The organism is Mucilaginibacter sp. UYCu711 (assembly GCF_050433825.1).
Taxonomy (GTDB): domain Bacteria; phylum Bacteroidota; class Bacteroidia; order Sphingobacteriales; family Sphingobacteriaceae; genus Mucilaginibacter.
Genome location: NZ_JBNPWM010000010.1, coordinates 218,802 through 240,700, shown reverse-complemented (window position 1 = coordinate 240,700; position 21,899 = coordinate 218,802). Strand labels below are relative to the sequence as shown.

The following is a 21,899-nucleotide window of genomic DNA, read 5'->3' as shown; positions in this document are numbered from 1 at the left end:
TGTAAAAGCAACTATATCAAATTTAAGTTATGAGTTTGGTGGATTATGGTATGATATTTTATCATTCTGATATTTTTAACTCAACATTGTTACACATCACCATCACCTATACTTGTTATTGAGTATTAATTAAGGGATATTTGAGAAGCTTGAAATTTATGTTAACCCTTAAAATATAAACGGATGAAAAAATTATTACTTACCCTATGCCTTTTTGCTGCTTTAGGCGCCACGGCCCAACAAACGCAACGCCGTCGCGGGCCAAGATGGGATGAAGCGCCGCATTTATCGCTTGACTCTACAACTCGTGGCCCGTACACGCTTATCTTCGTAAATAATGATACCACTTTTGAAGCTGAGGGTGCAGCTGTTAAACAACGTATGATAGAAACTTTCTATAAAGTTTACACTGCCGAGGCGAAAGACTTTAACCCAAACACCGCCAAACGAGTGGTTTTTTGGATAGATCGTAACTATACCGGGGTAGCTGCAACAGGTGGTACCGTGGTGCGCTACAAACCAGCGTGGATGCTTAAAAAACCTACAGACATTGATGTAGTTACCCACGAGGTAATGCACATTGTACAAAGCTACCAGGGCGGTGCGCAGGGTGTAGGATGGCTTACCGAAGGTATTGCCGATTACGTGCGCGCCGTTTACGGTGTAGATAACGAAGGCGCTAAATGGTACTTACCTAAATATAAACTGGTACAGACAAAAGACGCTGCTAACCCAACCAGGCCGCCAAGCTATACCGACTCTTACCGCGTTACTGCTAAATTTTTACTTTGGATAGAAAATAACGTAAAAAAGGGCCTTGTTGTAAATCTTGACGGAAGACTGCGCAGCCATACGTACACGGCAGATGCCTGGAAAGAATATACCGGCAAAACACTTGACGAACTTTGGGCCGACTATGTAGCTGTCTGGTCTAAAGAAAGCTAATCGCTTTGCGGATAGATGGCTAATAGTTTAGGCGCTCAGTTTTGTTTCACAAATATATGAAACAAATGAAACAGGTGAAACAAGATTGTAGCCTAACCAATTAATAGTTAATGTCTTACAAAAATAGTGTGAAACAAAATGAAACAACTTTTTAGTTAGTTTTTTCACAGCTATATGTTATATAACACTTTGATAGATAAATAGTTGCAAAACACCTAATTTAGCTTGCCTGAAACACTTTTTTTGTTTCATTGTCGCCTTGATATGAAACAAGATCTAAACAGGCCGGCTCAAGTTTAATGTGCCCTGCTTTGCTCACTATCAGCACTACCTACAGCACGCTTAGGCGGAGTTAGGTTGATTTTTTGAAAATAATTTATCTGCAATAAAAAAACCCGGACCATTTGGTTCGGGTTTTTCCATATTTTATACTTAAAAAAGCGCTGTTTAAGCGTGTTTAACTTTATAAAATTTAAAGCCGAACATAAATATCACGGCGTAGCAAATTATAGGTAAGTAGTAAGCTTGTGCCACGTCATGGTTGGCAATTTGCCCCATAATGAAAGGAAAAACCGCGCCGCCAACAACACCCATTGCGATGAACGATGACGCTTGTTGCGTGTGGCTGCCCAGGTTTTTAAGGCCCAAACTAAATATGGTAGGGAACATAATACTGAAGAAGAAATTGATCATCAACAATGCGATGTATGACGGCCAGCCAAAGTGTTGTGCTACAATAACGCACATTAAAATGTTACCAGCAGCAAATATGGCTAATAATTTATTTGGAGCAATAATGGTCATTAATGATGTCCCAACTATACGTCCGGCCAGCATCATAAACATAAATAAGCTCATGTAATAGCCTGCTTTTTCATCGCTGAAATGCATAATGTTAACACCATAGTTAATAAAATAAGCCCAGGTGCCACCTTGTGCCGCAACATTAAAAAATTGTGCAACGCAGGCCCAAACAAAATGACTGTGCTGAAATAAACTTTTTTGCGGAGCAGCATCAACATTTAATGCTTCAGGATCATCAGAATGGGTTGCAGCATGCGGATCAACCAAGGTAGGTATTTTTAAAAATGCAAAAACAACTGCTATTAATAATACCACTATTCCAATTGCTACATATAAAGTTTTTACCGAAGTAAGGTCGGTTGATTTAACAGTATCGCCACTTAATAGAAAGAATGCGCCGATTGTTGGGCCAATAATGGTACCAACGGCGTTAAAGGTTTGCGCAAAGTTTACACGCAGATCGCTTTTACGCTGGTCGCCCAATGCTGCAACAAATGGGTGTGCAACAGTTTCCAAGGTAGCCATACCACAGCCTACTATAAATAATGCAATCCTGAAAAAGCTAAAAGATGCTGAGTTGGCCGCCGGCACAAACAGAAACAAGCCCCCTGCAAATAAAAGCAGCCCCAATATTACACCTGCTTTATAACCGAATTTCTTCATGAAATAGCCTGCCGGGTAACTCATGATAAAATAGGCGCCAAATACAGAAAACTGGATCAGGCCTGATTGCGATATGGAAAGATTTAATACGTTTTGAAAGTGTTTGTTCAATACATCGCTCATGGCGTGTAATACGCCCCACATCAAAAATAATGACGTGACAAAAATTAGGGTAACAATAAATTTCTTCTCGGTAAAAGCTGCTTTTTGGCTCATTGGTTTTAAAGGTTAAGTTGAGGTTATTGCATAGCTATGCAATATTGTACTTGAAAGTGCTTGAAAAATTAAAAGTTATAATTGGTTTGCGTTATCGCCTGCTTGCGCGATAGTTTATATATCAACCAAAAAAACAAATTTTATTAATGATATCATAATAAATACCGCATTTTATATTTTACGCTTACAAATGTTACATTAGCGCCAATTACGCCCAACCAATGAAAAAACCTGCTTTTATTGTACTGCTGCTTACCGTTTTTGCGGTGACCAATTATGCTCTTGCACAATCCGTCAAAAAACTACCGCCGGTTGGTATGCTTGATCTTGAATTTACCTTACAGATAGAGAAAGGCAACCAGTTAGCCATTAACAATACGTGGGACTATACCCATACCATAGCATCCTTACAAGGTATTGTAAACCGTACTACCCCGCAACTATACATCTTCCTGGTAAAAAATGGTAGCGCAGATATTGACCGTTACTGGTGGAACAAATATCGTGCACCCGGTAAATGGCTGGCTAAGCGCGACACCATACTTTATAAAAATGTGGTTGATGTAATATCGGCTTATAAAAAGCAAATTAAAGGCGCTGTAGTGTATGACCCCAATGTGCAGGCCACCAGCAACGTGGCATCATCAATTGCCGGGGTAGAAGATTTGATAGTAGTACGGTATGATACCAACCCCAACAGCCTTTACTCGCAGATCATCACTTCGGGGCCAAAGCTGCCGGTTAAAATTAGTTTGGTTAATAAGGATGGCTCATCGCTGTTTACGGGTAAGGGAATTATTCCCGGTACAACACGCGTATCAAGCGGCTCGGCCAAGAACGACGCTTACTTATGGTTTTTGGAGAAGTACATGAAAACCGGCAGGGTAAACACCAAATACGGCGCTTATTATATCGACCAGCAATGGTTAAAGAACCCGTTTTTGGCAAACCCTAATCACCATACGTTGACCAATCATGATTTTTTTATAAGTCGCAAAGGTTTCTTCTTCGACCTGAGCCCCTGGGCCGATGAATCCGCAACCGACGACCCGGCCCAAACACCCGGTACCGACGTTAATACTTTAAAAGAGATGCTGCTTACGGCTTATAACCAAAACAAAGGCGGGTATGCTTACCTGGGCGGTTTCCCGCCGTGGGCATTTAAATATACCAAACACGCCAAAGGCACACACGAGGATGTAGCTACCGAGTGGGAGTATTCGCGCATTATAAGCGCCTACAACGCATTTAAAGATGCCGATGCTATTGGGTATGGCGCGCTGGCAAATGCTTCGTTCTGGCAGCATTTCCCGCTTAAAAAAGAATATAAGCAGGACTGGGTAACCAAAGCCGAGTTAACTAAGAAAGGCTACTTAAATGCAGCCGGCAAAATAGATTATAAGGGCCGCAACTTCCTGATATTTTATGTGGGCGATTATGATGCCTCGTCGTGGGTATCGCAAACAACACCAACTTTATGGGACGACCCCAACCGTGGCAAAGTACCTATGATGTGGTGCATAAGCCCGGTACTGGCCGAGCGTGTGCCTATGGCTATGGACTATCGCCGCGAGTCGGCAACGCCAAATGATTATTTCGCTGCCGCGGATAATGGCGCCGGCTATTTAATGCCGGGCATGTTGCAGGCACCAAGGCCACTATCGGGTTTGCCGGATGGATTGGATGCCTGGGTTGCGCATAACAAACCTTACTACAAACAATGGGGGCTCACCATAACCGGTTTTATTATCGACGGGCAGGCGCCACCGCTTAACCAAAAAGGACTGGACGCTTATGCGGCTTTTAGTCCGAATGGTATTGTACCGCAAAAGGTGCCGCTTACCTTGCTGCATGGCGATATGCCGGTTATGCGATCGGATGCCGATGTTAACGAGGACCCCGCTAAAGCCGCCCAAATTATTTACGACCGCATCCAGAAACGCAAGATCCCGTTCCATTGGTTCCGCAATATCCTGAAAAGCCCGTCGTGGTATGTACAGGTAGTAGCTGAGCTGAAAAAGCTTGACCCCAACATAGAACTGCTAACCGCGCCCGACTTTTTTGAATTGTATCGCACTTATCTAAAGGAAAACCCGGAAGCCGCGCAGGGGAAGATGAGGTGAGGTTAAGTTAAGTGGTTGATTGGGTGAGTGGTTGATTGAGTTTTAATTCATTGCCTGTAGCCTAATCATTAACAACTACTCACTTAATCAACCATTCACCCAATCAACAAAATTTTTCAAAAAATTTTGATATGTAAAATCATTGTCTACATTTGTAGTGTACTATTTAACTAATACACTAAACTTATGATCGAATTGTCACAATTAACGTTTGGCTATGGCAAACAAAAACTATTTGACAACATAACCTTATCACTTAAGCCGGGCCATATTTATGGGCTGCTGGGCATGAACGGCGCGGGTAAATCAACCTTGCTGAAAAACATTGCCGGGCTGGTTTTTCCGTGGTCGGGTACGTGTACGGTAAATGGGGTGAGTGCGGCTAAGCGCCTGCCATCTTTTTTGCAGGAGCTGTTTTTTGTTCCGGAGGAGATCTACCTGCCGGCTCTTACAGCTACTAAGTTTGCAGACAGCACGGGACATTTCTATCCAAAGTTTGATAATAAACAATTTATACAAACCCTTGCCGATTTTGATGTCCCTGCCGACAGGCCGCTAACCAAACTATCTTACGGGCAGCAAAAAAAGGTGCTGATAGCTTTTGGTTTGGCAACCAATACATCCTTATTAATAATGGACGAGCCGACCAACGGACTGGATATCCCATCGAAAGCGCAGTTTAGAAAAGTTGTAGCGTCGGCGTTAACTGATGACCGATGCATTGTTATTTCAACACACCAGGTGCGCGACCTGGATAATTTGATAGATACGGTAGTGGTACTGCATAACCAGCAAATTGTACTGAATCAAAGCCTGGATGAGATTGTCGAAAAAGTAAATTTCGAGACCATTCCTGCAAACAGTACTAATTATCTATACGCCGAGGAAAACATTAGTGGCTTGAATGCTATTACACAAAAAACCGAAGGCAGTTACACCAAAGTGGATATGGAATTGCTGTTTAATGCCATCATCACTAATAATAAAACCTTAACTGACGCACTAAACCAAACCAACCATGAACAACACGTTTAACTTAAACCGTTTTTCACATTATTTTAAAAAACATACAGTAGACAATATTAAAATCTATACTTTATCAACCGTGGTTTTGCTTGGCATATTAGGCCTTGCATTGGGCTTTATGACCTTGATAGGCTTACGCGCAACTATCGACTGGCAAATGAGTGTGTTTTTATTTTGCCTAACGCTGGGCGGAGCCATATTTACCAGCCTGATTTTTGCCGATTTTGGTGACAAAAAGAAAGCCATACCCGTACTAACATTACCTGTGTCAAGCATAGAAAAGTATTTGGTTGGCTGGATCTACACATTCTTGATTTTTCCTGTTATATGCATCAGTTTGTTTTACCTTGTTGATTATCTGGCTTTTGCCTTTAAGCCCACCTACTATGATCTACAAGGCCGGGCAATACCCAAGCCGATATTGAATTTGTTTAGTAAGGCAACACCCTGGTTTATCCCGGCTATTATGTTTACACTTTTCCATGCCTGTACAATTTTAGGTGCGGCATATTTTAAAAAGCTTCATTTTATAAAAACCACCTTTCTGTTTTTTGTACTTATCATCGTGCTTAATGTCATCAATTATCCCATACTTCATGTTATTAGTGCCGGGCACATACAACAGGAAGTTTTGTTTATGTCATCGAAGGTGGTTGATAGCCGTTATACAATATCGGCATCTGATTCGATGGCGCTGCTGGCCCCTTACGCTTTTGTTTTAACTATCATAATTATATGGGCAAGCGCTTTTTACAAATTGAAAGAGAAACAGGTTTAAGCCATGAACTTTAAAGACAAAGATGCTATATACCTGCAAATTGCAGATTATGTGAGCGAACACATTACAATGGGTAAGTGGCAGCCCGAAGAGAAAATTCCCTCGGTGCGTGAACTGGCTGTGGCCTTGCAAGTAAATCCTAATACCGTAATGCGTACCTATGAACACTTGCAACAACAGGATATAATTTTTAATAAGCGCGGTTTGGGGTTATTTGTATCTGTGGATGCGGTGGCGCGGGTAAGAGCGATACGAAAAGAGAGATTTTTACAGCAAGAATTGCCGGGCTTTTTCAATAGCCTTTTCCTGTTGGACATTAAGCCCGAAGAATTATTGAAACAATACGAAGATTTTAAAAAAACTAAAAGTTAACTTATGAAAACAAGTAATAAACTGCTTATCGCGGCCACGCTAATGGTAATTGGCTCCATTGTCGCGTTCGATTTCTCGTTGAGAGCCGAGTATTTAAAAAGGGATTATAAAAAACGTTTTTATAATAAGAACCAGCTTTCTTTGAAAGATTTTGATGCCATTGAAGATAATACAGCCAACTTCACCGACCTGACAGTAGAGCAAGGGCCCGAATTTGGTGTATGGATTGACGATTACGATGCAAAAGACGACCTGATTTTCACGATAGATCATAGAACTTTGCATATCGACTACAAGAAAGAAAGAAAAATTAATAATAAATACAGCATTAATATTATTTGCCCTAATTTAAAAAGCATAGTTACCCGTTATAAGTCGTTAACGGCGTTGGTAGAGCGAGGTGGTGTAACGACAGTATCCGGCTTTAAGCAGGATACGATGAATGTTAAGGTAAATAACGCCACTCTATTAGCCCTTACTGACAACAACATTACACTATTAAATGCCACGGTTAACTCGGGCATTCTAACTATCACACAGAATAATACTATCAATACAGGAAATTTTGATTTAAAAGCTGATGCACAGTTTAACATGCTAAATACCGATATTAAAAATGCCCGTTACAAGCATGAGAATAACGCAGCTTTAAACTTAAGTGGTAAGCCGTTAGAGTTGTTGTTAAAGCAATAATATTTCACCCAACCTCATCACTTTTAAGGCGGGCATGTACATGCCCGCTATTTTTAGTTACTAATATTCTATAAACTAATATTTTTATTGAAATGTGTGTAACACACCAAAAAAACAAGTGTCTTATTGCTGAAAGCAATTTGTTAAATAACGTTAAGAAATGTTAAAATGCTTCTACTACTAATTTTTTAGTTATAGATTTACCTCGACCTTACATCTACCTATGAAAATCACAATTCCCTCAATTGTAGTGCTCGTACTGTTTGCATTAACCGGATACGCACAGAGCAATTATGCTGTTAAAGGCTCGGCTATTGATACGGCCGAGCGTAAAACCTTAGAGAACGCTACCGTAATGGTATTGAACGCTAAGGATTCAATCCTGCACAAATTTACCCGTGTTAAAGAAGATGGCACATTCGCTATTAATAACTTAAGCGCGGGTAAGTTTGTGCTGGTGATGTCGTACCCCGGCTATGCTGATTATACTGAAGATTTTACGCTTGATGATAAAACACAAACGCATGATTTTGGGAAGGTAACCCTTACGCTTAAATCGCAGCTGTTAAAAGATGTTATTATTAAAGGGCAGATCCGCGCTATAAAAATTAAAGGCGACACCACCGAGTTTAACGCCAAAGCTTATGTGATACAGCCCAATGATAGGGTAGAGGACCTGATCAAACAGTTCCCCGGCATTGAAGTAGATAAAGACGGCAAGATAACCGCCCAGGGTAAAACTGTTGAGAAGGTGTTGGTTGATGGCGAAGAGTTTTTTGGCGATGACCCCACCCTGGTTACCAAAAACCTGCGTGCCGATATGGTTGATAAAGTGCAGCTATACGACAAAAAAAGCGACCAGGCCACCTTTACCGGTATTGATGACGGGCAGAAAACAAAAACCTTAAACATCAAACTTAAAGAGGATAAAAAGAGCGGCTATTTTGGTAAACTGGATGGCGGCATAGGCACCCGTGATTTTTATTCGGGGACGGGTATGTATAACCGGTTTACGGCTAAGCAAAAGTTCTCGGCCTATGGTATTGCCAGCAATACGGGCAAAACCGGCCTGGGTTGGCAGGATAGTCAGAAATATGGCAGCAGTAACAATGTCGAGGTTAATGATAACGGCGGTATCTCTTTTTATTTTAATGATGGCGATAACGGTCTTGATTCGTTTAACGGAAATTATGATGGACGTGGTATACCCAAAGCCACCACCGGCGGTGTCCATTACGATGGTAAATGGAACAAGGATAATGAAAGCATTAATGCCAATTATAAAATAGGCCAGTTGGATGTTAACGGTACCAGCAATACGCAATCACAGAACAATTACACGGGCGGTTCGCAGATCAATACCAACACCGACCAAAACTTTAATAACTCCATGTTCAGGCAAAAGCTTGATCTTACCTACTTAATTAAGTTTGACACTTTGTCCACCTTAAAAGTTTCAGTTGATGGTACTTATAAACACGGTAAAACACTTACTGATTATTTATCCATAGGCCGTACCGGCCAGTTAGGTAATGATACCCTGTTGAACAGTAACAGCCGCCGTATTACTAACGACGAGGATACGCATATATTCAATACCAGCCTTTTCTATACCCATAAATTCAAGAAAAAGGGCCGAACGCTATCGGTATTGGTGAGTGAGTATATTAATAATGCGGATAGCAAAGGTTACTTAAACTCGGAAGTTGATATTTATAACACCCAAACCGGCGCCGTAAAAAGTTCAACACTAACCGACCAATTAAAATCAAACACCATTAAAAATAACGTATTAAATAGTAACGTTACTTATACAGAGCCAATTTCAAAAAAGGTATCGCTTATTTTTAATTACGGCGTTAATATAAACAAAGGCACGGCAGATAAGCGCTCGTATAATAAGCCAGGGGGCGGCAGCGATTATACAGTGCTGGTAGACTCGCTAAGCAATTATTACAAGCTTGACCAGATCTCGAACCAAATTGGCGCAGCTATTAATTTTAAAGGCAAAAAACAATCATTTAACATAGGCACCAAGGTATCAGATGTTTCTTTTCAGCAGGACAATCAGTTCTCTGGCGATATTTTTAAAAGGCATTTCATCAACTGGAACCCGCAGGCTACCTATGAGTATAATTTCTCGCAACAGCGCTCTATCTACCTATATTATGGAGGTTATACTAACCAGCCATCCATTAACCAGATCCAACCGGTAAAAGAAAATACCGATCCGCTGAATGTATTTGTGGGTAACCAGGGCCTTACCCCATCATTCAGGAGTAACCTTAATATCTACTTTAATGATTATAAGGTATTAACTAACCAGTACGTATATTTTAGTGTTGGCTATAACTTTACCTCAAACCAAATAGTTAATAATACCACCACTGATATTAAAACCGGTAAAAGCACCATCCAATACATCAACCTTAAAGATAAAATGCCGGTTAGCTATTATGCCAATGGATCATTCGGGCGTAAAACAGGCTTGCTTGATATCAATGTCGGATTAAACCTTAATGCTAACAGTAATACCAATTATTCATACACCAACGGTATATTAAACAATAGCCTCAGCGCAAGTTACTCGGGGGGGCTTAACATCAGTAAATATGTTAAAGATAAGTTTGATTTTTACGTTAATGCAGGCCCGCAATACAATGTCAATAAATCATCCCAGCAATTAGCCAATAATAACAATGGCGGTGGTTTTTACACCCGTGGAGGTATGAATGTTTATCTTCCGGCTAAGTTCAGGATATCAAGCGATATTAATTATACTTACACGGCAGCAACAGGCACATTTGGCACAGACCTTAAACGTACACTGCTAAATGCCAGCCTAAGCAAATCGTTCTTTAAAGCTAATAACTTAAAGGCAACTATATCAGGTAATGACCTGCTTAATCAAAACGTAGGCTTTAACCGCAGCGCTTATGGCAATAGCGTTTCGCAAAACACTTATACCACTATCCAACGCTACTTTATGTTTGCCATAACCTGGGATTTTAGCCAGATGGGTGGCCCAATGGCAAAAAAATAACAGACCATGAAAAACAAATTATTTATAGCAACCTGCTTACTGCTTTTAACCGGCAACCTGGTATCGGCACAATATGTAACCCGGTTTGTAAAATCGGGCATTATTGAGTTTGATAAAAGCACCAACGTGTATGCCCTTATAAACCGTGAAATTGCCCTGAGTAAAGACGAGAATGTTTTTAGTGCAAAGGCATTCGAGGCTTATAAGAAAAACCACCCGCAGATCCAGGTATTGAAAAGTACTTTAAAGTTTGGCGATAATAAAACCCTGTTTACGCCCGAAATTGCCGATGATGATAATAACACCAATAATTGGTTCGATGTGCCGATGTCGCAGCAGTTTAATACCACCTATACTGATATTAATACCAGCACCAGGCTTAGCCAGAAAAAAGTATTCGAGGAAACCTTTTTGGTGAAGGACAGCACCGCCCAAATTAAATGGAAAATAACCGGCGAAACCCGCGATATACTGGGCTATACCTGCCGCCGCGCCAACGGGCTGATATTAGACTCAATTTATGTAGTGGCCTTCTACACCGACCAGATACCGGTAGTAGGCGGCCCTGAATCGTTCACAGGTTTGCCGGGGATGATATTACAGGTTGCCATGCCGCACGAGAATGTTGCCTGGATAGCCACAAAAGTAACCGACGTAACTGTACCAACCACCACCTTAGTACCGCCCAAAAAAGGCAAAGCCGTAAATAAAGAACAGTTCCAGGCCACACTTAAATCGGCTATGAAAAACTGGGGCGTATACGCGCAGGCTTATTTGAAATCGTTGCAGTTATGAGGGGTGTCGTTTACCTATCAGCGTAAACTCACCCCGACATCGCTTCGCTTGTCGACCCTCTCTTCGCCTTCGGCGGAAAGAGGGTTTGTTTTTTTAATTTTTCTAACCCTCTTTCCCGCTTGCGGAAGAGAGGGTGGTCCAGCGAAGCGTAGACCGGGTGAGTCGACGCGGACAGATAAATGTTTTTTACTCCAACAAATACTTACTAAAAAATTCAATACTTAATTGCGTATCCTTCGCATTAAAAACGTGGCCTAAGTTTGGTTGTACCACTATATCCAGCTTATCGATTGCGTTTTTAGCTTTATATGCTTCGGTTGCTGCAGCAAAGCCTATCTGCGCGCCGGGATAGGGGTTGTTGGGGTCTGTATCTTTACTTAGTATCAGTAACGGCCTCGGCGCAAACAGGCGGATCATTGACGGGCAATCAAACTCATCGGTTATGCCCGGTAATATTTTATCCCATACGGCTTTAACGTTAACTTGATTTACAGTGGAGTCGCCCAGATCATGTGCGGCTTTTTTGTGGGCGTCGTTAATGGTGCCGGCGCGGCCCTGCCATTTATTGTTCTCCAAACTCCATTTAAAGCTTTGTACCGATATGCCCAGCACCGCTGCGCGGATCCGGGTATCCACCGATGCAGCCATCCACGTTTCAATGCCACCCATGGAGATGCCCCCCATACCAATACGGTCGGCTTTAACATCAGGGCGGGTAACCAGGTAATCAACTAATCGCCACAGGTCGTATGAAGTATCGTATAAAAAAGGATAGGCATGGTGTGTGGCATCATTGGTTTTAAAAGCCTGGTAAGCGGCTTCGGTGTATTCTTTACTGCCGTGCGCGCCACCTGCAATGCGCTGGCCATGGTAACGGGCATCAATAGCCACACTCATAATGCCAAGCTTTGCCAGTTTGGTAAACATTGCTTTAGTATCGCCGCCATCTTTGTTGCCACCCGTGCCATGCAAAAATATCACCACCGGGAATTTGGTTTGCCCCTTTATAACCGGTTTATAAATAAGGATGGGCATGCGCTCGGTTTCCTCGGTGTAAATTGATCCTTTGTCAATCTGGATAGAATCCATGCGTACGTTGGTAAACTCCGGCTTAAAATCGACCACCGGGCGGTTTAATAATGCCTTAAAATCGCGCGCAACCTGCTCAGGGGACGGGTATTTCGGGGTTTGCGCAAATGTTGCGGACACCTGTATAAACAATGCAAGGCACCCTGTTAACAATATGTTTTTAAAGCTGGTATTGGACATGGCTATTTACTTGGTCAAGTAAATATAAAAACTTGCTGTTAGTTGCAGGGTAAAATCTTTGTTGTCCGCGATCATTGATCTTGAGTGAGCCGGGGCTTTTTATTTACTGACGAATAAGTCATTGTATGAAATCGCGAAAAAAAGCTACTTTTAGCTAAACCTATTGCACCTGAAATGAAATTAACCCGTTACCTGTTCGTGTCTTTTATATTATTCATCCATATTGGTGTTTTAGCCCAGGGGCGCTATACAGTAAGCGGCGTAGTTAAAGATGAGAGTGGCACCATACAAAAGGGCGCTACGGTTTTTATCAGCGGGACACAAAAAATAACAAGCAGCGATAACGAGGGAAAATTTGAGTTTGCCAACGTAGATGCAGGTACTTACCAGCTATCGGTAAAATTACTGGGGTTTTATCCTTTTACAGAAAATATACAACTGCGTGATAAATCGGTAACTATCAATGTAAGGCTAAAAGTTAAAACTATTATGCTTAGCCAGGTTGTAATAGGCAATAACAGCGATTGGGAAGCAAACTATGCCATATTTAAAGAGCAATTTTTAGGTACGTCTGCTAATGCAGAGAAATGCGTTATAACAAACCCTAAAGTTATATCCTTCGGTACCGCTGGCAGAAACGTTTTAACAGCCGAAGCAGACGAGTTTTTGATAATAGAGAACAGGCAATTAGGTTACCGGGTGCATTATCTGCTTAAAAATTTTGAATTTAATAAAATCCTGTTGCGTACGAAATATGACGGTGATACCAATTTTGAAGAATTGGAAGCCGAGCCGTTAATGAAAATTCAATGGGCCAAAAACAGGTTTGCAGCATACAGGGGGTCATTAATGCATTATCTGCGATCGGTTTACACTGATACACAAATAAAAGAAGGGTTTTTAACCCATCAACTATACCAGGAACGTGGTGGGAAAACAGGACTTTCAACGAAAATAGATAACAGAATAGTAAACTTCGATACTATTAAGATGGTTGTTGATACTACGTTTACCTCTTTAAAGTTTACATCTATATTAATCGATTACAACCCGGAACAAGCTAATCATATACTGCAAAAAGATACTAACCCTTTAGCTAAACCAGACCCGGTTTTTACCGGCAACATGAGTGGTAATACATCTGTTTTAAAACTCTTCCTCCCTTACGCAATTATAGACCGTAAAGGAAGTTACACAGATTATCGCACGTTTTTAGTACAAGGCAATTGGGGTAAAAGGCGCATTGGCGATCAGCTGCCTTTTGAGTATCGGCCGCCGTTTGTAACAGAGTAATTTTAGATGTATTTTTAGCTAAACCTATTACCCCTCATAAATGAAATTTATACGTTACTGCCTTCTTTCTGTTTTTACACTTATAATAGCTGTTAACGCAGCTGCCCAGGGGCATTACAATGTAATGGGTACTGTTGCCGACGAAAAAGGCCAGCTCCTGACAAGCGCTACCGTGTTTATAAGCGGGTCTGAGAAAATAACCATGACGAATGAGCGGGGCGAATTTATTTTTCACAATCTTGATCCCGGTGCTTTTCAACTATCAGTAACCATGGTAGGGTTTACACCGGATATTCGCAGCTTGGTTATTCAAACAAGTTCGGCTAACGTAAATGTAGTGCTAAAATCTAAAGCTACGGAACTTAATGAAGTTAAAATCCCGGCAGGCAATACGGTCGAAGATTATTACCAATTGTTTAAAGCGCAATTTTTAGGCATCTCGCCAAACGGACTACAATCGGAGATAACCAACCGCGATGCCCTTAAATTAAATTACGATAAAAAGAAAGGGTTATTAATCGCCAGTGCCGACGAGTTTTTGATCATCCAAAATAAACGCCTGGGTTATAAGGTACGCTACCTGCTCAGAGGGTTTTCATACAATGCTATAACCAACGCTGCCATTTATGATGGCGATATCAATTTTGAGGAATTGGACGGCACGCCAAAAATGAAAAAAGCGTGGGAAAAGAACAGGCTGGAAACTTATAAAGGTTCTTTTATGCATTACCTTCGGTCGGTTTATTCAAATACGGTTACCAAGGAGGGGTTTATTACCAACCAGCTCTTTTCGGCATACAATATTAAAAATGATCCGTTAAGCTTAGACAAGATAGCCATAGACCCGCGGCCTTTAAGGTATGATACGCTTGCCACGGTTATTGATACATCTTTTATCGCTTTAAGATCCCCTGATTTTTATCTTACTTATAACCTGAAAAAGGCAAACGCCAAACTTAAAAAAGCCCCTAAAAAAAACAGAGTAAGTACCGAACTTGACTACAACGGCTCGATAATTAGAATGCCTTTTAAAGAAGCAATAATTGACCGCAAAGGCAGCTATACAGATTACCGGGCTTTTTACATCCATGGTAATTTGGCCCGGAGAAGGGTTGGCGACCAGCTGCCGTTTGAATATCAACCTCAATAATTTTTAATTTATATGCATAACCAATTTATATAGGTGATCCACTTTTACTGATCCCCTCATCAAAAAGCGACAAAAAATGACCATTTTGCAATTAGTTGATTATCAATTAGCTAATTAAGATTTACCCTTAAAAATCCTTACGAATAAGAGTGATCCAAAGTGATTCGCTCAAAATATTAAGTATTTGGTTTGTAATTAGTTAAATAAAAAAGGTGATCCATGTGATCCACTTTTTAAAGTGGATCACCCCTGTGGTTAAAGTGGGATTAAAGCTTCATAAACATTAGTCGAATTTTACCGCAATATGTTGTATGTCTTTAAAACATAAAAGATATTTTTGAGGTAATAGTTAAACAAGCATGTTATCAGAACCAACCTATATAGCTGCCCGTATGGTAGCAGTAACCATCGAGGCTCATTTTGCCACACATTTGGCCGAAGCGCGCAGGCAGGGTGCAACTAACCTTGCCGATGAACCGCAATCGCCCATTGTGGAGGCTATAATTGATGTTGCGTTTTGGGCAAGCTTGCGTAAAGAGGAGGGGCATTCTCCCAAAATATCTATTGCCTTATTACCACCCCACCAAGCCAGCCAGCCGTTGATATTCGGAAACCGGATAAGGCTTACTCCGCATAACCTAACAAAACTGGCTCCTGCTGTTGAAAGCCCGGGCATACACCTGGGCGTTTGGTATGAAAATGATGAGCTATACGTTTGGGGCACCACCCTGGCTATACCGGGTATCTGTTTTGTATTGGAGGTTATTGAGCCGGGCCTGCTGGTTATTAAACACAGCCGTACAGACGGCTTCGGCAAGTTTGTGAATATTGCAGTATTAAAAGGCGACGAGATAAAGATAGTTGATGAACAAAACACCGGCATGAAAGATTGCCCTGCGCTGTTTGATACTATAGCGGGTATAGCTATGCCCTTTGTTGATGGCACGGTGAATATTATGGTTGAGCTGGCTGCATCCATGCGGATCCACGGGCGTGGTGGATTGGTGTTGATAGTCCCCGAGCATTCTGATAACTGGAAGGAATCAATCATTCATCCTATAAATTATCCTGTAGTGCCAACTTTCGATGGTATTGCCAAACTACTGAAGCAGGATAAATGCGATCGCTCAAAAATCGACTGGCAGGAAGCGCTGCTGCGTTCAATAGATATCGTGGGTGGGTTTACCGCTGTTGATGGTGCGACGATCATTAACCGCAGTTATGAGCTGTTGGCCTTCGGCGCTAAAATTGCCCGCTCAGGCATGAGCCTGCCTGTAGACCGGATCATTACTACCGAACCTGTAATGGACGGCACACCCACACTAATGCACCCCGGCCAAAACGGTGGTACACGACACCTGGCAGCTGCCCAGTTTATATTCGACCAGCGCGACGCGATAGCCCTGGTGGCATCGCAGGATGGGCGGTTTACTATTTTCGCATGGTCGCCAAAGCTGGAAATGGTGCATGCGCACAGGATAGATATACTGTTGTTATAGCAATATCAAAAAGGGCTGTCACCCTGAGCTTGTCGAGGAGCGAGCGATGGCCTTAGCCCGCTATGCTTCGACGGACTCAGCATGACAGCCCACTGAACTACTTAGTTTTCTCCAAATACTCAGGTAAACTTGTACCTGTAATATGTGTCCAGCCTTTGCCAAAGTTTTCTCTTGCAAATGATGGAATATCGGCAGGGAGAGTCTCTAATCCTGAATGGGTTAACTTTAACCGGGTTTTATCACCTTCATCAAAAAGCTCCCATGTAACCAGCGTGTCGCCGGGATACTCTTCATATCGCCAGGTATGTGCCAGTTTCTTTAACGGGATCACTTCGGTAATTACACATTTATGCCAAAAGGTTACCCCTTTGTCCTTACCCTCAAAACGGAAGGTAAAACCAACCTCGGGCTTAAAATCCTCCAGCTTGAAATACCATTCCTTCATTTTATCGTTGTCGGTAATTGCGCTCCAAACTTTGGCAACCGGCGCGTCATAGGTTTGCTCAATTACAAATGGTTCTGTATTCATAATTTCTGATTGTTAATAGGTTATTATTTCTGTTGTTCTTGTTGTTTCTCTTTTTCTAAAAAGGTGCCCAAAGCATCAAGTTTGGTGGTCCAGAATTTCTGGTAACGGGCGGTCCAGTCGGCCACTTGTTTAAGCTTGCCGAAGTCGGCATGGCAATAGCGCTCGCGTCCCTGTTGGGTTATGGTAACCAGGCCGCACTCGGTCAATATCTTCATGTGTTTTGATATGGCCGGGCGACTAATGGCAAACTGGTCGGCCACGTTATTTAAGTTTAATGATTTATGTGCCAGCATCCCAATGATCTCTCTGCGGGTTGGGTCGGCAATGGCCTGGAATACGTCTCGTCTCATATAAAACCGGCATAATAGGTAACCGTTCGGTTACAAATATATGAGTAGCCAATCGGTTACGCAAGTTTTATTTAAAATTATTTGGGGGTGATGCAGGATTAAATAAAAAACCCTCGTTACGCATAAGTGACGAGGGTTAATGCTAATGATAGCAGAACTTAATTAGTAAAGCTATAACGCTTACCCGCCGTAGTTTTAAAGGTATAGGCATAATCCGTACCATTGGCTTGTTTTTTTATGCCGCCTATAACAGACTTTAAAGCACTCAAAGTTCTCAACCTGCACTCGCCGCCTGATAATGATTTGATAACCAATTTAGTCAGCTTGCCATCCTTCCATTGTATATCAACGATCTCGAAGTTGCCACGGGCTTTCAGACCCTGTACGCTGCCGGTTGCCCAGGCTTTTGGCAGGGCGGGTAACAGCTGGATCTCGTCGGCCTGGCTTTGTACCAACATTTCGGCAACGCCGGCGGTATAGCCAAAGTTACCATCTATCTGGAACGGCGGGTGTGCGCAAAATAGGTTGGCATAAATGCCGCCGCCATTGTTATAGTCGATACCATTGCCGCCAACAGGTGTAATAAAATTCTGGATGATGGTATGGGCATGATCGCCGTCCTGCAGACGGGCCCAAAAGTTAATTTTCCAGGCCATAGACCACCCGGTTGAAACATCGCCGCGTGCCAGCAAACTTACTTTTGCTGCCTGTGCAAGCTCAGGGGTTTTAATGGTGCTGATCTGCCTGCCGGGATGCAAGCCAAATAAATGCGAAACATGACGATGGTTATCTTTAGGGTCGTCGCGATCGGTTTCCCATTCCTGCAATTGTCCCCATTTACCAATTTTTAGTTTAAGCAGGTGTTCTTTAAGGTCGGCTATATGGTTGCGGTAGGCTTTATCAATCCCCAATATATCTGCCGATTGAATGTAATTGGTAAACAGGTCGTAAACTATCTCCTGATCGTAAGTTACCCCATCCTCGGTAGGCCCATGCTCCGGCGACCAGCCTTTGGGTGATACCAGCGTACCATCCGGGCGTCGTTTTAAATGATCATCCCAAAACTCGGCAACCTCTTTTATAATAGGGTAGGCAAAATCCCTTAAATACTTTACGTCTTTTGTAAAGGCGTAGTGTTCCCACAGATCCTGCACATACCACGCGCTGGCCGGCGGGTTCCATGAATAACTTTCGCCGCCCATGGGGTTGCTTTCGGTACGCAGCGTCCAGCCGCGCACACCCGGGTATTCCTTTTGGGTGTTGATCTTCCTGATCTCCCGGATAGCATTGATATGGTCAAGGTAAGGAAAATGGCATTCGGCCAGGTTGGTGGGCTCGGCCAGCCAGTAGTTCATCTGGATGTTAATATTGGTGTGATAATCACCACCCCATGGTGGATTGTTGGTTTCGTTCCATAAGCCTTGCAAGTTTGCAGGCAAGCCACCTTTTCTTGATGAGCTGATAAGCAGGTAACGGCCATATTGAAATATCAATGCCTCCAACTGCGGATCAAACTCCTTTTTATAATTTATAAGCCTTTGTACCGTCGGCAAAGCAAGTATAGCTGCAGGGGTAGCCCCAACGTTTAAATGCACACGCCCAAAGAGGTTTTGATAGTCTGCTACATGATTCTTCAACAAAACAGCATAGGGCTTAACCGATGCAGCTTTTAATACCCGGTCTATTTTAGTATGGGGGGCCTCTCCCCGCCAGTTGGTATTGCGATCGTTGGCAAAATCGGTAGCTGCGGTAAACAATATGGTTACCGCATCGGCGTTTGCTATTTTAAGCTGGCTGCCGCCGGTTGGGTCGGCTTCGGTGCCAAGCTTACCCCCTTCGGCCTTTACCAAAGCGGTTGCCTCGTACTGCATCCCATTATTTAGTTTCCCGGCGAAGAATAATTTGTTGCCGTTTGCTTCAGGCTGATCGCCATGCGCGTCGGTTAAACGCAGCGCGCCACTAAACGCGCCTTTCCTGTCAGCGGTAAAACGCAGCACCATTGCCTTATCGGGGAAGCTACAGAAATACTCACGTTTATATTTAATGCCGTTTTTGGTATAGGTGATTGTATTAACAGATCGATTGATATCTAACTCGCGGTGATAATCGGTAGGTACGTCATTATCGGTTCCGTCAAAATCTACAAACAAGTTACCTAAAGTTTGGTAAGCACCACGATCGGTTTCATTGCCTGTCCAAAGCGTAATGTCATTTAGCTGGATGCGTTCTTTATTTATCCCGCCAAACACCATCCCGCCTATGCGGCCGTTGCCAATAGGGTAAGCATCAGTCATCCAGGTTTTACCCGGGCGATTGTCCCACATTTTTTGCGCTATGGAATCCTTTACCAGTACGGTAAAAAACAACATCATCATTATACAGGTAGCCCAATTTTTGCTGATTAGCTTCATAAACTTAGATTTGGTTGTTCAAATCTAACTGAATATAACATTGTATCATTAAGGTATTTAATCATTCCATTATTTGATTTTACCTTTCGCGGCTGCTGCTTTTTAAACTTGCATCAAACCGAATAATCTTTAAATTGCAGCCCGATTATGAACCGAATAATAGAATGTGTACCAAATTTTAGTGAGGGTGTCGATCACGATATCATCAATAGTATTACCGGCGAAATAGCCTCGGTAACCGGGGTAAAACTGCTTAATGTAGACCCCGGCAAAGATGCTAACCGTACGGTAGTAACCTTTGCCGGCGAGCCTGAAGCGGTGACAGAAGCGGCTTTCCTGGCTATTAAAATGGCCGGCGAACTGATTGATATGCGCACCCAAAAAGGCACACATCCGCGCATGGGAGCTACCGATGTTTGTCCGCTTATTCCAATTAGCAATATCACGCTTGACGAAGTTGCTGTATATGCCGAACAGCTGGCAAAACGGGTGGGCGAGGAATTGCAGATCCCGGTTTATTTATATGAGCATTCGCAACCCAATAAGGCTCGCAGCAATTTGGCGGCAATAAGAGCGGGCGAATACGAAGGATTTTTTAAGAAGATAAAATTACCCAACTGGAAACCGGACTTCGGCCCCGCCGAAATGGATGCCCGGCAAGGCGCCACGGTTATAGGGGCGCGCGATTTTTTAATAGCTTACAATATAAACCTTGATACAGCATCAACCAACATTGCCAATGAGATAGCCTGCGAGGTGCGGGAAACCGGCAGGATAGTTATTAACGAAAATGGAAAACAGCGTAACCACGGTACGCTTAAACACGTTAAAGCTATAGGCTGGTATATTGAAGAATACGGCCTTGCCCAGGTATCGATGAATTTAACAAATATTGCAGTAACACCAATTCATATCGTTTTTGATGAGGTGAAATCCAAAGCTGCCGACCATAACGTAAATGTATTGGGCAGCGAACTAATAGGAATGATACCATTAAAAGCAATGCTGGATGCCGGCACCTATTTCAGGAATAAACAAGGTAAGCCCCCAACCTTGAATGAAAGTAAATTAATTGACAGCGCCGTTGAAGCGATGGGATTAAACCAATTAACACCTTTCGAGTCTGAAAAACGGGTTATTGAATACCTGCTTTAGCGGTATTTACCCTATTTGTTTAATTATTGAATTTATATTAAAAAAAATCTATAATTTTAATTAGCAATACAATAACACGGGTTATCGCCGTTATTTGAGCTTTGTCTATCATGATGAACGCTGTCACAAAAATTAACTGTATTATATGGAGTATAGTGCTGCTTTTGTTAGCGGTACCGGTTACGGCTCAGGTAAGCCATGTGGGGATGGGCCAATCTAAAAACTTTAACAATACCCTGGCCCAGATTGATTTAACTTTTACTTTTCCTGAAGGTTTTAAAGAGATAAAGGCACCAAATACCGAAAATTTTCCTTTTGATTATGCTTTGGAGCTTCCGGGATCTGACTTCGAGATATGGATGCGCGTAAGCACCCAAAAAGAAAGCGAAAAACTTTTAGCGGATAAGAATATCCATGTTGCCAATCCCGATTCGTTGTATATCAATATCGCACAAAACCAGATAGCGGCATTTACGTCCGAAAAAAAATATATACGGAGAAATCTCCCACCCTATATACTGGAACGGTATAACGCCGATGCCGGCAGTGTTTACTTGTTAAGTATAGCCGATTCGCCTGTTACCAGGCATTATAAATATGGCTTTTTAACCATCCTCCAAAAAAACAAAACCGGTACTGTTTTAGCCGTTTGCTTCACCAACGAAAAGGGCCCCGAGTTTTTCAAGAACATGAACAAGGCCAGCAATTGCCTGAAGTTTAAGGAATAAGCCTCACCTAAATCCTCTCCAAAGGAGAGGACTTCGATACAAAAACTTTATTAGCAC

The 21,899-nt window shown here is 42.4% G+C and carries 18 protein-coding genes; 13 read left to right on the top strand and 5 right to left on the bottom strand.

The window, feature by feature from the left end; all coding sequences use genetic code 11:
* Positions 1-183 precede the first annotated feature (183 nt).
* Positions 184-945, top strand: coding sequence for a basic secretory protein-like protein (locus ABIB50_RS20975; protein ID WP_429382963.1), 762 nt, complete (start codon positions 184-186; stop codon positions 943-945).
* 447 nt (positions 946-1,392) lie between these two features.
* On the opposite strand, the gene fucP is transcribed toward ABIB50_RS20975, so the two are convergent.
* A complete protein-coding gene (fucP, locus tag ABIB50_RS20970) occupies positions 1,393-2,628 on the bottom strand; it encodes an L-fucose:H+ symporter permease (protein ID WP_429382961.1) in 1,236 nt (411 codons plus the stop codon).
* A 221-nt stretch (positions 2,629-2,849) separates the two neighbouring features.
* On the opposite strand from fucP, the gene ABIB50_RS20965 reads away from it, so the two are divergent.
* The 7 genes from ABIB50_RS20965 (at position 2,850) to ABIB50_RS20935 (ending at position 11,458) form a co-directional block, all read left to right on the top strand.
* The gene (locus ABIB50_RS20965; protein ID WP_429382959.1) at positions 2,850-4,751 is read left to right on the top strand and encodes a GxGYxYP domain-containing protein; all 1,902 of its coding nucleotides are present in this window, start codon (positions 2,850-2,852) and stop codon (positions 4,749-4,751) included.
* Positions 4,752-4,937: 186 nt separating this feature from the next.
* On the top strand, positions 4,938-5,786 hold the full coding sequence (locus tag ABIB50_RS20960; RefSeq protein WP_429382957.1) for an ATP-binding cassette domain-containing protein: 849 nt from the start codon (positions 4,938-4,940) through the stop codon (positions 5,784-5,786).
* Positions 5,770-6,555 (top strand): hypothetical protein, encoded by a 786-nt coding sequence (locus tag ABIB50_RS20955; protein ID WP_429382955.1) that lies wholly within the window; start codon positions 5,770-5,772, stop codon positions 6,553-6,555. The genes ABIB50_RS20960 and ABIB50_RS20955 overlap by 17 nt, the downstream gene beginning before the upstream one ends.
* Positions 6,556-6,558: 3 nt before the next feature.
* Positions 6,559-6,927, top strand: a complete 369-nt coding sequence (locus ABIB50_RS20950; RefSeq protein ID WP_429382953.1) for a GntR family transcriptional regulator — start codon at positions 6,559-6,561, stop codon at positions 6,925-6,927.
* 3 nt (positions 6,928-6,930) lie between these two features.
* A complete protein-coding gene (locus tag ABIB50_RS20945) occupies positions 6,931-7,620 on the top strand; it encodes a hypothetical protein (RefSeq protein WP_429382951.1) in 690 nt (229 codons plus the stop codon).
* Between the two features lie 223 nt (positions 7,621-7,843).
* Complete coding sequence (locus ABIB50_RS20940; protein ID WP_429382949.1) at positions 7,844-10,663, top strand: TonB-dependent receptor; 2,820 nt, start codon at positions 7,844-7,846, stop codon at positions 10,661-10,663.
* Between the two features lie 6 nt (positions 10,664-10,669).
* Positions 10,670-11,458 (top strand): GLPGLI family protein, encoded by a 789-nt coding sequence (locus tag ABIB50_RS20935; protein WP_429382947.1) that lies wholly within the window; start codon positions 10,670-10,672, stop codon positions 11,456-11,458.
* 186 nt (positions 11,459-11,644) lie between these two features.
* Here ABIB50_RS20935 and ABIB50_RS20930 read toward each other — a convergent pair whose 3' ends face one another.
* Positions 11,645-12,727 carry a dienelactone hydrolase family protein gene (locus ABIB50_RS20930; RefSeq protein WP_429382945.1) on the bottom strand — a complete coding sequence of 361 codons (1,083 nt, stop codon included), beginning with the start codon at positions 12,725-12,727 and terminating at the stop codon, positions 11,645-11,647.
* A 174-nt stretch (positions 12,728-12,901) separates the two neighbouring features.
* Here ABIB50_RS20930 and ABIB50_RS20925 point away from each other — a divergent pair, with 174 nt between their 5' ends.
* The 3 genes from ABIB50_RS20925 (at position 12,902) to ABIB50_RS20915 (ending at position 16,669) form a co-directional block, all read left to right on the top strand.
* Positions 12,902-14,020, top strand: a complete 1,119-nt coding sequence (locus ABIB50_RS20925; RefSeq protein WP_429382944.1) for a carboxypeptidase-like regulatory domain-containing protein — start codon at positions 12,902-12,904, stop codon at positions 14,018-14,020.
* Positions 14,021-14,060: 40 nt separating this feature from the next.
* The gene (locus ABIB50_RS20920; RefSeq protein WP_429382942.1) at positions 14,061-15,170 is read left to right on the top strand and encodes a carboxypeptidase-like regulatory domain-containing protein; all 1,110 of its coding nucleotides are present in this window, start codon (positions 14,061-14,063) and stop codon (positions 15,168-15,170) included.
* Between the two features lie 359 nt (positions 15,171-15,529).
* Entirely contained in the window at positions 15,530-16,669 is a 1,140-nt protein-coding gene (locus tag ABIB50_RS20915; protein ID WP_429382940.1) for a putative sensor domain DACNV-containing protein, read from the top strand.
* A gap of 97 nt (positions 16,670-16,766) precedes the next feature.
* On the opposite strand, the gene ABIB50_RS20910 is transcribed toward ABIB50_RS20915, so the two are convergent.
* From ABIB50_RS20910 to ABIB50_RS20900, 3 genes are all read right to left on the bottom strand, one after another.
* Positions 16,767-17,198, bottom strand: coding sequence for an SRPBCC family protein (locus tag ABIB50_RS20910; RefSeq protein WP_429382938.1), 432 nt, complete (start codon positions 17,196-17,198; stop codon positions 16,767-16,769).
* A gap of 23 nt (positions 17,199-17,221) precedes the next feature.
* Positions 17,222-17,548 carry an ArsR/SmtB family transcription factor gene (locus ABIB50_RS20905; RefSeq protein ID WP_429382936.1) on the bottom strand — a complete coding sequence of 109 codons (327 nt, stop codon included), beginning with the start codon at positions 17,546-17,548 and terminating at the stop codon, positions 17,222-17,224.
* A 158-nt stretch (positions 17,549-17,706) separates the two neighbouring features.
* The gene (locus tag ABIB50_RS20900; protein ID WP_429382934.1) at positions 17,707-19,959 is read right to left on the bottom strand and encodes a glycoside hydrolase family 95 protein; all 2,253 of its coding nucleotides are present in this window, start codon (positions 19,957-19,959) and stop codon (positions 17,707-17,709) included.
* Positions 19,960-20,106: 147 nt separating this feature from the next.
* Here ABIB50_RS20900 and ftcD point away from each other — a divergent pair, with 147 nt between their 5' ends.
* Positions 20,107-21,114 (top strand): glutamate formimidoyltransferase, encoded by a 1,008-nt coding sequence (ftcD, locus tag ABIB50_RS20895; RefSeq protein WP_429382932.1) that lies wholly within the window; start codon positions 20,107-20,109, stop codon positions 21,112-21,114.
* Between the two features lie 110 nt (positions 21,115-21,224).
* The gene (locus ABIB50_RS20890) at positions 21,225-21,842 is read left to right on the top strand and encodes a hypothetical protein (protein ID WP_429382930.1); all 618 of its coding nucleotides are present in this window, start codon (positions 21,225-21,227) and stop codon (positions 21,840-21,842) included.
* The last annotated feature ends 57 nt before the right edge of the window (positions 21,843-21,899 follow it).

Coding starts and splice junctions, on each gene's coding strand:
- ABIB50_RS20975 (WP_429382963.1), top strand. CDS start 184: ATGAAAAAATTATTACTTACCCTATGCCTTTTTGCTGCTTTAGGCGCC.
- fucP (WP_429382961.1), bottom strand. CDS start 2,628: ATGAGCCAAAAAGCAGCTTTTACCGAGAAGAAATTTATTGTTACCCTA.
- ABIB50_RS20965 (WP_429382959.1), top strand. CDS start 2,850: ATGAAAAAACCTGCTTTTATTGTACTGCTGCTTACCGTTTTTGCGGTG.
- ABIB50_RS20960 (WP_429382957.1), top strand. CDS start 4,938: ATGATCGAATTGTCACAATTAACGTTTGGCTATGGCAAACAAAAACTA.
- ABIB50_RS20955 (WP_429382955.1), top strand. CDS start 5,770: ATGAACAACACGTTTAACTTAAACCGTTTTTCACATTATTTTAAAAAA.
- ABIB50_RS20950 (WP_429382953.1), top strand. CDS start 6,559: ATGAACTTTAAAGACAAAGATGCTATATACCTGCAAATTGCAGATTAT.
- ABIB50_RS20945 (WP_429382951.1), top strand. CDS start 6,931: ATGAAAACAAGTAATAAACTGCTTATCGCGGCCACGCTAATGGTAATT.
- ABIB50_RS20940 (WP_429382949.1), top strand. CDS start 7,844: ATGAAAATCACAATTCCCTCAATTGTAGTGCTCGTACTGTTTGCATTA.
- ABIB50_RS20935 (WP_429382947.1), top strand. CDS start 10,670: ATGAAAAACAAATTATTTATAGCAACCTGCTTACTGCTTTTAACCGGC.
- ABIB50_RS20930 (WP_429382945.1), bottom strand. CDS start 12,727: ATGTCCAATACCAGCTTTAAAAACATATTGTTAACAGGGTGCCTTGCA.
- ABIB50_RS20925 (WP_429382944.1), top strand. CDS start 12,902: ATGAAATTAACCCGTTACCTGTTCGTGTCTTTTATATTATTCATCCAT.
- ABIB50_RS20920 (WP_429382942.1), top strand. CDS start 14,061: ATGAAATTTATACGTTACTGCCTTCTTTCTGTTTTTACACTTATAATA.
- ABIB50_RS20915 (WP_429382940.1), top strand. CDS start 15,530: ATGTTATCAGAACCAACCTATATAGCTGCCCGTATGGTAGCAGTAACC.
- ABIB50_RS20910 (WP_429382938.1), bottom strand. CDS start 17,198: ATGAATACAGAACCATTTGTAATTGAGCAAACCTATGACGCGCCGGTT.
- ABIB50_RS20905 (WP_429382936.1), bottom strand. CDS start 17,548: ATGAGACGAGACGTATTCCAGGCCATTGCCGACCCAACCCGCAGAGAG.
- ABIB50_RS20900 (WP_429382934.1), bottom strand. CDS start 19,959: ATGAAGCTAATCAGCAAAAATTGGGCTACCTGTATAATGATGATGTTG.
- ftcD (WP_429382932.1), top strand. CDS start 20,107: ATGAACCGAATAATAGAATGTGTACCAAATTTTAGTGAGGGTGTCGAT.
- ABIB50_RS20890 (WP_429382930.1), top strand. CDS start 21,225: ATGATGAACGCTGTCACAAAAATTAACTGTATTATATGGAGTATAGTG.